The organism is Streptomyces sp. NPDC127117 (genome assembly GCF_042677325.1).
Classification (GTDB): Bacteria; Actinomycetota; Actinomycetes; order Streptomycetales; family Streptomycetaceae; genus Streptomyces.
The window spans coordinates 21,228-32,252 of record NZ_JBHXTM010000062.1; the positions used below are offsets into that span (position 1 = coordinate 21,228).

Below are 11,025 nucleotides of genomic sequence, written 5' to 3' on the forward strand. Positions count from 1 at the left end.
GGTCCCATGGCTACGCCTCGGCCGGCTCGTGGGCGTGCGTGGTCCCCGCATGTGCGGGGTTGGTCCCGTGAAGCGGGAGACCGTGGGCGAAGGGTCCACGTGGTTCCCGCATGTGCGGGGTTGGTCCCCGGCCTAAGGCGGACAAGGACCCGTCGGAGTGGCGGTCCCGGGATCAGCCGGCCCCCTCCGACTTCTTCGTCGTGGTCCCCGCGCATGCAACCGCGTCATCAACCAGAATAATCCCGGCGCAAGTCCACACAACATACTGCAAATAGCCACCCCCCAGAGAATCGATCACCCAGCGGCCTCATCCAGTCAAAATCGCTCACTACGCATCCATTTCGGAATCCGACACATGAACGCCACCCACTCATGTCAAATACCGCTATGAACCATGACCACCCCGAAGTCCCCATGGCTTACACCAAGTTGTCCCCCGCAGCGCGGACAGCCTGGGGCAAGCACGACCGGGCGACCGAGGAGTGGCTCCCGCTGTGGCGGCACATGGCGGACAGTGCCGCAGTCGCCGGCCGGCTGTGGGACTTGTGGGTGCCCGAGAATGTGAAGGCGCTGGTCGCCGAGCCGCTCCCCCAAGGTGCGGGGGACGCCCGTCGGCTGGCCGTTTATCTCGCGTGCGTGCACGACATCGGCAAGGCGACGCCCGCGTTCGCGTGTCAAGTAGACGGGCTCGCGCACCGGATGCGTACAGCCGGGCTCGACATGCCGGACCAGAAGCAGTTCGGCGAGGACCGTCGCATGGCCCCGCACGGGCTGGCCGGGCAGTTCCTCATCCAGGAGTGGCTGGCCGAGCGGTTCGGTTGGAGCGGGCGGGCGTCCGGGCAGTTCGCCGTTGTGGCAGGCGGGCATCACGGGACGCCGCCGGATCACCAGCAGATTCACAATCTCGGGCTCCATCCACGGCTGTTGCGCACTCCGGGGGACAGCGAGGCTGTCTGGCGTTCGGTTCAGTACGAGTTGCTGGACGCGTGCGCCCGGCGGGCCGGGGTGGAGGGGTGTCTGGCGGAGTGGCGGTCCGTGCGCCTGCCGCAGACCGTTCAGGTCGTGCTGACGGCGATAGTGATCGTCTCCGACTGGATCGCCAGCTCCTCCGAGCTGTTCCCGTACGACCCCGCGTCCTGGTCGTCGCGGGAAGGGAAGGACGGTGAGGTCCGGCGGCTCGACGCCGCCTGGGCAGGGCTGGACCTGCCGGGGCCGTGGCGGCCGGAGGTGCCGGAGCAGAGCGCGGAGGAGTTGTTCCGGGACCGCTTCGACCTGCCGGACGGCGCCCGGATCAGGCCCGTGCAGGAGGAAGCCGTACGGATGGCCCGGAGCATGCCCGCCGCCGGGCTGCTGATCATCGAGGCGCCCATGGGCGAGGGCAAGACCGAGGCGGCGTTCGCGGCGACGGAGATCCTCGCGGCCCGCACCGGAGCCGGAGGCTGTCTGGTCGCGCTGCCGACCCGGGCCACCGGCGACGCCATGTTTCCCCGGCTCTTGAGCTGGCTGGAGCATCTGTCCTCGGACGGCCCGCTGTCCGTCGTACTCGCCCATGCCAAGGCCGCCCTCAACGAGGTGTGGGCCGGGATGACGAAGGCGGGAAACCGTACGATCGCAGCCGTCGAACTGGACGGCTGCGAGGGAATGTCCAGTCCCGGCGCAGCCGACCCCACGCACCCTGCCGAACTGCACGCCCACCAGTGGCTGCGCGGACGCAAGAAGGCGCTGCTCGCCTCTTTCGCTGTGGGCACCATCGACCAGGTGCTCTTCGCCGCGCTCAAGAGCCGTCATCTGGCACTGCGGCATCTGGCCGTCGCGGGCAAGGTCGTCGTGATCGACGAAGTCCACGCCTACGACGCGTATATGAATACGTACCTCGACCGTGCGCTTGAGTGGCTGGCCGCCTACCGGGTGCCGGTGGTAATGCTCTCCGCGACCCTCCCTGCCGTGAGGCGGCGGGAGTTGGCCGCCGCCTATGCCGGGGAGGAGTCGGCCGAACTGGCCGATACGCTGCATCTCCCCGATGACGCCTACCCGTTGATCACCGCGGTCGCGCCCGGAGGGGGTGTCCGCACCGCTCGGCCCGAGCCGGCCTCGGGACGGCGTACTGAAGTGGCCCTGGAACGGATGGACGACGATCTCACGTCGCTGGCGGGGCGGCTGGAGAGCGCGCTGCGGGACGGCGGATGCGCGCTGGTCGTACGCAACACCGTCGACCGGGTACTGGAGGCCGCCGCATACCTGCGGGAGCGCTTCGGCTCGCAGGCCGTGACCGTCGCCCACTCCCGGTTCCTCGCCGCCGACCGGGCACGCAAGGACACGGACCTGCGCGAACGGTTCGGGCCCGGCGGCGACCGGCCCGCCGGGCCGCACATCGTCGTGGCCAGTCAGGTCGTCGAGCAGTCGCTCGACATCGACTTCGACCTCCTGGTCACAGACCTGGCTCCCGTGGACCTGATGCTCCAGCGCATGGGGCGGCTGCACCGCCATCCCCGTACGCGTCCGCCGCTCCTGGCGAAGGCCCGCTGCCTGGTGACAGGGGTGGAGGACTGGGGCGCCGACCCGCCCGTACCGGTACGCGGCTCACTCGCCGTGTACCAGGGGGCGCACACTCTGCTCCGGTCGCTCGCGGTGCTCGGCCCGCATCTCGACGGCGCCCCGCTGGTACTGCCGGACCACATCAGTCCGCTGGTGCAGGCCGCCTACGACGACCGGCCGGCCGGGCCCGAGCATTGGGCTCCCGCGTTGGACGACGCCCGACGGGATTACCTGAAGCGCCTCGCGGAGAAGCGGGAGCGCGCGGACGCGTTCCGGCTCGCGCCGGTACGACGGGCCGGACGGGCGGTCATCGGCTGGCTGGACGGCAATGCCGGTGACGCCGACGACAGCCGCACCGGGCGGGCTCAGGTACGGGACAGCGAGGAGGCCCTGGAGGTACTCGTCGTCCAGCGGCGGGACGACGGCCGACTGACCACGGTGGGCTGGCTCGACGGCGGACGCGGCGGGCTGGACCTCCCGGAGCACGCGCCTCCGGTACGCCGGTCCGCCGAGGCGGTCGCCGCGAGCGCGCTGACGCTGCCTCGCGTCCTGACACATCCCGGCGTGATCGACCGGACCATCTCCGAGCTGGAGCGATTCGTCGTTCCGGCCTGGCAGGTGAAGGAGTGCCCCTGGCTGGCGGGTGAGTTGCTGCTCGTTCTCGACGAGCGTTGTCAGACCCACCTGTCAGGCTTGGAAATCCACTACAGCGCCGATGACGGACTCCGGGTGGGTTCCGTCGGCACGCGCAGAACAAGCGGAACCAAGGGGCTTGAACCGATGGCACCCTCATTCGACCTGGTCTCCCGGCCCTGGCTGCCCGTACAGCGCGACGACGGCACCACGGACGAGTTGTCGCTGACGGACGTCTTCGCGCAGGCACACGCTCTGCGGCGGCTGGTGGGCGATCTGCCCACCCAGGAGTTCGCCCTGCTGCGGCTGCTCCTGGCGGTCCTGTACGACGCGCTCGACGAGGCGGGCGGTGGGAAATCCCGGGCCCCTGCCGAGCTGGAGGACTGGGAGGAGCTGTGGCACGACGAGAAGTCCCTCGCCATCGTCGCGGACTACCTCGACCGTCACCGTGAGCGCTTCGATCTGCTCCACCCCGAGCGTCCGTTCTTCCAGGTCGCCGGATTGCACACGGCGAAGCACGAGACCGCCCCGCTGAACCGGATCGTCGCCGACGTACCGAACGGGGAGGCGTTCTTCTCGATGCGCAGGCCGGGCGTCGACCGGCTGAGCCTCGCCGAGGCGGCCCGGTGGCTGGTCCACACCCACGCCTACGACTCCTCCGGTATCAAGTCCGGGATGGAGGGCGACGACCGGGCCAGGGGCGGAAAGGTCTATCCCCAGGGGGTCGGCTGGGTGGGCGGGCTCGGTGGCGTCCACGCCGAGGGGCGCACGCTGCGCGAGACACTCCTGTTGAACCTGATCCCGACGCAGGAAGACATCCTGGACTCGACGGCGGACCCGAAGGCCGACATCCCGGTCTGGCGTCGCGAGACACCACCCGGCCCCGGAGTGCTGGACGACGACCCGTCCGTGCCCCGCCCCGCCGGTCCGCGGGACCTCTACACCTGGCAGTCCCGGCGGCTGCTTCTGCACACCGAGGGCGATGACGTCACGGGGGTCGTCCTCGGTTACGGCGATCCGCTCGCGCCCGCCAACCGGTGGAAGGCGGAACCCATGACCGGGTGGCGGCGCAGCCGGGCACAGGAGAAAAAGCTGGGCCGTCCGCTGGTCTACCTTCCGCGCCAGCACGATCCGAGCCGGGCAGCCTGGCGGGGCCTGGCGAGTCTGCTGTACGCGCAGGAGTCGGACACCGGGACGCCAGGCCGGGGGACGGACGAGAGCAAGCCGTCCGGGGTGGTGCGGTGGCTGGCCATGCTCTCCAACTCCAGCGAGGGCGTTCTGCCGGAGAAGGCACTGATCCGGACCCGGCTCGTCGGCGCGGTGTACGGGACACAGCAGTCCGTGGTGGACGAGGTGGTCGACGACGGGATCACTCTGCCGGTCGTTCTGCTCCACGATCACCGTCCGCTGCACGGCGCGGCGGCGGTGGATGCGGTCACGGACGCCGAGCGGGCCGTGTCGGCACTGGGGCACCTGGCCGGGAATCTCGCCCGCGCGACGGGGTCGCCGGCCGGCCCGGCCACGGACACCGCGCGCGATCTGGGGTTCGGGGCGCTCGACGGGCCGTACCGGCGCTGGCTGGTGGACCTCGGGAAGGCAGCGGACCCGGATGCCGCGCGCGCGGCGTGGCAGGCCGACGCCCGCCGGATCGTTCTCGACCTCGGCCGCGAGCTGCTCGACGGCGCGGGCCGGGCGGCGGCGGAGGGCCGGGTGGTGGAGCTGCCCGGAGTCGGCAAACGCTGGATCGACAGTTCACGAGCGGACCTGTGGTTCCGGACCCGGATGAACCAGGTCCTGCCGAAGCCGCCCGAACAGCCGCTGCCGTACGAACAGCCCGGCCCGTCCGCCGGCCCGCATCGCGACGACAACCTTCCGGGGGCAGCCTCATGACCATCACTTCGGGCGAACGACCGGGCCTGCAGCCGACGGAACCACCGGTCCGGCAACTGGTCGAGCAAGCGACGCGCACGTACATCGGGCACCTCCAGCGCCGGTACCTCGGAGATCATTCGACGGCCGTGGCAGAACTTGCCCGGCTGCGCCGTGGCGCGGGTAAGAGAGCACACCAGGTCAAGGACCTGTGGGGAGTCGGCGCTCTGGAGGATCTTGCCGACCTGCTGGAGGGAAGGCGCGACTCCGACCGCCTTGAGGACGCCGAGGAGGCGGTCTTCCTCTCCTCGACACTGTGGGCGCTGCATCAGCAGTCCCGCCGGGACCAAGGCATGCACGCCAAGGGTCACAGCCTGGGCGGTGCGGTCCGCTCACTGATCCGGCTGAAGGACTCACCGGGCACGGACGATGAGGAATCCCCGCTGCGCAAGCGCCTGGTCCGCGTAGGTACGGCCGAGTCCCTCGACTCGGTCGCCGTACGGCTCAGAGAGATCGTGCTGCTCCTGCGCACCGCCCCGGAGCCGCTCCCCCTCGACTACGCGCGTCTGGCCGCTCAGCTCTACCGGTGGCAGCGCCGGCCCGAACGTGCCGGTGTGCAGCGCGAGTGGGGACGCGAGTTCCACCTGGCTGCCATTGCTCCTCGCGCCAAGAAGGGGAAGTCCCTCGGTGCGGAGGCGGGCGAATCGATCGATCCGAAGTTGGGTGCGGACGAGGAGGGAACGTACGGCGGGTACGCGGCCGGGGAGTGACGTTCCCCTGCTCCACCGCACCCACCGCTCTCACCACTCTCATCGCATCTCACCACTCTCACCGCTCTCGCATCTCACCGCGCTCGGCGACCAGCCCCTACCTCGGCATACGGCCTCCCACTTCACGAACCGCCTTACCGACCAGAGGACTTGAACAAGCGTGACCAGGTTGATTCTTGACATCCACATCCTCCAGACCGTCCCGCCGAGCAATCTGAACCGCGATGACACGGGGGCGCCGAAGTCGGCGACGTACGGTGGTGTACAGCGTTCCCGGGTGTCCAGTCAGGCATGGAAGCGGGCCACCCGCGAGGCGTTCACCGAACTGCTCGACAAGTCCGAACTGGGTATCCGCACCAAGAAGGTCGCGGAGGAGCTGGCGGGACGCGTCCAGGTACTCGACCCGTCGCTGACGCGCGTCGCCGCGCTGGAGCTGGCCGCCGAGACGATCTTCACGGCGACCGGTTCGAAGATTGCCGTGCCCAAGCGCAAGAACAAGGACGACGCCGAGGATCCCGCCGGGGAATCCGGGTACCTCATGTTTCTGAGCGACCGACAGTTCAACGCTCTCGCCGCCCTCGCGGCAGAGGGAAGCAAGGGCGGCGACGTCAAGGCACTCAAGGACTTCCTCAAGGTCAAGGCGAACAAGGACCGGGCCAAACAGGCCGCCGACACCGAACACTCCGTGGACATCGCGCTGTTCGGGCGCATGGTCGCGGATTCGGCCGACCTGAGCGTGGACGCGGCGGTGCAGGTCGCCCATGCGCTGAGCGTGCACCCGGTGGAAATCGAGTCGGACTACTACACGGCGGTCGACGACAAGAACACGGACGCCGAGCCGGGTGCCGGGATGATCGGCACCGTCGAATTCAACTCCGCGACCCTGTACCGGTACGCGGCGGTCGACGTGAACCGCCTCCAAGAGAATCTGGGTTCCGGCGGCGACGACGACCGGCCGGTGGAAGCCACGCGGCGAGCGGTCACCGCGTTCCTCGAAGGTTTCATCACCTCGCTCCCGACCGGGAAGATCAACACCTTCGGCAATCAGACGCTGCCGGCCGCCGTGATCGTCAAGGTCCGCTCCAGGCGGCCGATCAGCTACGTCGGAGCGTTTGAACAACCGGTCCCGGTCGGGGAGAACGGCGGTTTCCTCCAGGATGCCTGCGAGCAGCTCGCCAAGTTCGTACCGGATCTGGAAGACCGGTACGGCCTCGCCGGGAACGGGCAGGGCTGGGTGCTGCGGGTGGGCGACGAGACGAGCGCACTCGACGGGCTGGGCGCCGAGGTGAACCTGCCCGAGCTGCTGACCGCTGTCGGGGACATCGTGGTCGATCGGCTCCCGCCGGAGACCGCGGTCGTCGGTCGGGGCGGGTCTGTGGTGGAGCCCGGGGCATGAGCGTGCTGTTGATGCGGCTGGCGGGCCCCCTGCAGTCCTGGGGGTCCGCGGCCCGCTTCGTGCGCCGTACCACCGAGAACGCGCCGACGAAGAGCGGAGTCCTCGGGCTGCTCGCCGCGGCCCAGGGGCGCAGGCGGGACGCCGACCTCTCCGACCTGGCGGCGCTGGAGTTCGGTGTCCGTATCGATCAGCCGGGCACCCGGCTGCGGGATTTCCAGACGGCGCATCACAGCGACACGCTCAAGGCCATGCCGCTGTCGGAGCGCTTCTATCTGGCCGACGCCGTGTTCGTGGCGGGTGTGCGCGGCGAGGCGAGGCTCGTTCAACGGCTGTACGAGGCGCTGCTGGAGCCCGTCTTCCTGCCGTACCTGGGACGCCGCTCCTGCCCGCCTTCGGAACCGATCACGATCGGGGAACCTCTGCTGGACAAGGGTCTGGAACAGGCCCTGCGCGAAGCGGAATGGGAAGCGTCCGGGCGATACCGGGAGCGCCACGCGGCGTCCTTCCGGCGCAGAGGCCGGGCGGCGTCCGACGCGGTGCAGCTGGATCTGCTGCTGGACAGCCCGCCCGAGGCGCGACCTGACGTCACACTGCGCGATCTCCCGGTGAGCTTCGATCCACGCCACCGGCGGTACGGGCTGCGCGGCATCCGGACGCTCCACGTCTCCGTACCCATTGCCCCCGGATCGGGGCCTCCCCCGCCTCACGAACCCACCACCCTGCTCACGCCCGTCGCACCGAGGACCAACTGATGTACCTCACCCGTTTCCGCGTGAACACCGCACGGTCCGACGCCCGGCGGCTGCTCGACTCACCCCACCGCATGCACGGGGCGGTGAACGCGTCCTTCCCCACGCCGCCGTCCCGGGACGGATCCGGTCCCCGAGTTCTGTGGCGGGTGGACAGCGATGGAACCTCCGGGACGCTGCTGTACATCGTCAGCCCCAACCGCCCCGATCTGACCCACCTGGTCGAGCAGGCGGGCTGGCCGGCCTCGGACGAGGCGGGCTGGGCGACGTTCGCGTATGAGGACTTCCTCGCTGCTCTCCACCCGGGCGATACCTGGGGATTCAGACTCACCGCCAACCCCGTGCACAACGTCCGCCACGAGTACGTCAAGGCGGGCGAGCGGACGAAACGCGCCGCGCACAGGACACCCCGTCACCAGATGGACTGGCTGCTGAAGCGGCAGGAGGGCGCCGGTTTCGAGATCGTCCGGAAGCCGGTGGAGCGCCGGCTGCTGCCCGAGGGCGACGAGCACGAGCTGATCGTCCGCGACCAGATCCCGTTGCAGTTCCGCCGCTCCCCTGCGGAGCCGCGCAAGGACGACGTACAGATCACGAAGGTCACCTTCGACGGGCGTCTGCGCGTCACGGAGCCGGACCTCTTCCGTCGCACGCTCACCCACGGCCTGGGCAAGGCGAAGGCATACGGCTGCGGCCTGATGACCCTGGCCCCGGTACGGGGGGCGGAGTGAGCACGGTCGGCCGCAGAGGAGCATCCTCCCCACGCGAACTCACCCGGGTCGGCGACCGTCTCTCCTTCGTCTACCTGGAGCGCTGCACCGTGCACCGGAACTCCAACGCGATCACCGCGGAGGACGTGGACGGCATCACTCACATCCCGTCCGCCACCATCGGCACGCTGCTGCTCGGTCCGGGAACCCGTGTCACCCACCAGGCGATGGCGCTCCTCGGCGAGTCCGGTGCCGGCGTGGCCTGGGTGGGCGAACACGGCGTGCGGTACTACGCGGGCGGACGTGCCCTGACACGTTCCTCGGGCCTGATCGAGGCACAGGCCACCACTTGGGCGAACCGGCGCACCCGGCTGGACGTGGCGCGCGCCATGTACCGCTTGCGCTTCCCGGGCGAGGACACCGCGGGCCGTACCCGGCAGGACCTTCTCGGCATGGAAGGCCGACGCCTCAGGGACTGCTACAAGCGGGAGTCGTTGCGCACGGGCGTGCCCTGGCGTCGGCGCGAGTACCACCGCGACGATTTCTCGGCCGGAGACGCGCCGAACCAGGCCATCACGGCCGCTGCCCAGTGCATGTACGGGGTCTCCCACTCCGTGATCGCGGCGCTGGGCTGTTCCCCTGGCCTGGGCTTCGTGCACTCCGGGCACGAGCGGTCGTTCGTCATGGACGTGGCGGACTTCTACCGGACGGAGATTGCGATCCCCGTCGCATTCGACGCGGCGGCCGAGGGCGAGGAGGACGTGGCGACGCGGACGCGTCGAATGCTCCGGGACCACATCAACCGGACCGGCCTGCTCGACCGCTGCGTCCGGGACATCAAGGATCTGCTCGGCTACGACGGCACCCGCGACACGGAAGCGGTGAACGGGGCGTCCCAGGACCGGGTCACCCTCCAGTCCGACGGTGACCGTCATGTCGAAAGTGGTCGCAACTACGGGGACGAGATCATCTGGTGACCGTCATCGTTCTCACCAACTGCCCTGTCGGCCTGCGGGGGTTCCTCACGCGCTGGCTGCTGGAGATCTCACCGGGGGTCTTCCTGGGCGCACCGTCGGCACGCATCCGCGAAGTCCTGTGGGACGAGGTCCGCCAATACGCGGGCGAAGGGCGGGCGCTGCTCGCGTACCAGACGAACAACGCACAGGGCTACACCTTCGAGACCCACGACCACACCTGGCACCCGACCGACCACGAGGGCCTCACCCTGATCCGCCGCCCGAACCCCGGGGCGCCACGCGCCACACAGAAGCCGTCCGGAGTCCCTCGCCAAGGTTGGAGCAAGGCCTCGAAGCGGAGGAAGTACGGCGGTCGGTAGCGCGCTGGGCGGCTTGGCTGGGATGCAGAGCAACCGCAGCACGTCGCGAGGTGGGGTGACACTCCCCCAACCACCCGGAAAGAGAGAAAAGGCAGCTTTGCCCGTATCCGAGGAAGTAAGCAAAAGCCGCGCCCTGCCCGCATAAAACCCCAGGTCAATTACTGTGGTCCCCGCGCGTGCGGGGGTGGTCCCCGCAGTAGCTTCGGCCGACGTCCACTACCGATGTGGTCCCCGCGCGTGCGGGGGTGGTCCCAGCTTCTCTGCCTTGTCCCGCGGGAAGAGCCTGTGGTCCCCGCGCGTGCGGGGGTGGTCCCGTCCGGCTCGCGCCATCCGCACTCTTGGTGGCGTGGTCCCCGCGCGTGCGGGGGTGGTCCCTTCGCCGCCGAGTACAACCATCGGCGAAGTTGGTGGTCCCCGCGCGTGCGGGGGTGGTCCCGTGCGCAGCGGATCGAGAGAGACGGCGGCCTGGTGGTCCCCGCGCGTGCGGGGGTGGTCCCGTGGTCGGTGACCTGCTGCACCATGCCGTCAAGTGGTCCCCGCGCGTGCGGGGGTGGTCCCGTGGTCGGTGACCTGCTGCACCATGCCGTCAAGTGGTCCCCGCGCGTGCGGGGGTGGTCCTGATCGAGGCCGGATACTGCACCGCCACAGCCGGTGGTCCCCGCGCGTGCGGGGGTGGTCCCTGGGCAAGGAGATCGCATCCGCTGCGGACTGGGTGGTCCCCGCGCGTGCGGGGGTGGTCCCGTCGTACACCGCATCGTCCACCACACCAACTTGTGGTCCCCGCGCGTGCGGGGGTGGTCCCACCCGCCCTGCGCAGGAGTCCCGCACCGGGCTGTGGTCCCCGCGCGTGCGGGGGTGGTCCCCGAAAGCGGACTACCAAGGCCCGGATACGGAGGTGGTCCCCGCGCGTGCGGGGCTGTCCCGCGAAGTGGTCGAGGTCGGGCCGAAGCGGTCCGGAGGCCCCGGCGCACGACTTTGGCCCCGGCGCACGACTGTCGTCGTGGGCCCGGGCCCAAGGTCCCCCCAGTTT

7 protein-coding genes and 2 CRISPR repeat arrays (1 of these 9 cut by a window edge) are annotated in these 11,025 nt (G+C 70.0%); all 7 genes read left to right on the plus strand.

What is annotated here, in order from left to right; genetic code table 11:
* Nucleotides 1-128: direct repeats of the CRISPR family, unit length 29 nt; unit sequence GTGGTCCCCGCATGTGCGGGGTTGGTCCC (it extends 938 nt beyond the left edge of the window).
* Nucleotides 129-414: 286 nt separating this feature from the next.
* On the plus strand, nucleotides 415-5,058 hold the full coding sequence (gene casA, locus ACFVH0_RS34765; RefSeq protein ID WP_385826829.1) for a type I-E CRISPR-associated protein Cse1/CasA: 4,644 nt from the start codon (nucleotides 415-417) through the stop codon (nucleotides 5,056-5,058).
* Between the two features lie 128 nt (nucleotides 5,059-5,186).
* A complete protein-coding gene (casB, locus tag ACFVH0_RS34770; protein ID WP_385826831.1) occupies nucleotides 5,187-5,807 on the plus strand; it encodes a type I-E CRISPR-associated protein Cse2/CasB in 621 nt (206 codons plus the stop codon).
* Between the two features lie 160 nt (nucleotides 5,808-5,967).
* A complete protein-coding gene (gene cas7e, locus ACFVH0_RS34775) occupies nucleotides 5,968-7,203 on the plus strand; it encodes a type I-E CRISPR-associated protein Cas7/Cse4/CasC (protein WP_385826833.1) in 1,236 nt (411 codons plus the stop codon).
* The gene (cas5e, locus tag ACFVH0_RS34780) at nucleotides 7,200-7,955 is read left to right on the plus strand and encodes a type I-E CRISPR-associated protein Cas5/CasD (protein ID WP_385826835.1); all 756 of its coding nucleotides are present in this window, start codon (nucleotides 7,200-7,202) and stop codon (nucleotides 7,953-7,955) included. Before cas7e ends, cas5e begins: the two co-directional genes overlap by 4 nt.
* A complete protein-coding gene (gene cas6e, locus ACFVH0_RS34785) occupies nucleotides 7,955-8,680 on the plus strand; it encodes a type I-E CRISPR-associated protein Cas6/Cse3/CasE (protein WP_385826837.1) in 726 nt (241 codons plus the stop codon). The genes cas5e and cas6e overlap by 1 nt, the downstream gene beginning before the upstream one ends.
* Nucleotides 8,677-9,636, plus strand: coding sequence for a type I-E CRISPR-associated endonuclease Cas1e (gene cas1e / locus ACFVH0_RS34790; protein WP_385826839.1), 960 nt, complete (start codon nucleotides 8,677-8,679; stop codon nucleotides 9,634-9,636). Before cas6e ends, cas1e begins: the two co-directional genes overlap by 4 nt.
* The gene (gene cas2e, locus ACFVH0_RS34795; RefSeq protein WP_385826841.1) at nucleotides 9,633-9,995 is read left to right on the plus strand and encodes a type I-E CRISPR-associated endoribonuclease Cas2e; all 363 of its coding nucleotides are present in this window, start codon (nucleotides 9,633-9,635) and stop codon (nucleotides 9,993-9,995) included. Before cas1e ends, cas2e begins: the two co-directional genes overlap by 4 nt.
* A gap of 163 nt (nucleotides 9,996-10,158) precedes the next feature.
* Nucleotides 10,159-10,919: direct repeats of the CRISPR family, unit length 28 nt; unit sequence GTGGTCCCCGCGCGTGCGGGGGTGGTCC.
* The last annotated feature ends 106 nt before the right edge of the window (nucleotides 10,920-11,025 follow it).

Bases quoted from the DNA above. Each gene is read 5' to 3' on its own strand.
- casA (WP_385826829.1), top strand. From the start codon at position 415: ATGGCTTACACCAAGTTGTCCCCCGCAGCGCGGACAGCCTGGGGCAAG.
- cas5e (WP_385826835.1), top strand. From the start codon at position 7,200: ATGAGCGTGCTGTTGATGCGGCTGGCGGGCCCCCTGCAGTCCTGGGGG.
- cas6e (WP_385826837.1), top strand. From the start codon at position 7,955: ATGTACCTCACCCGTTTCCGCGTGAACACCGCACGGTCCGACGCCCGG.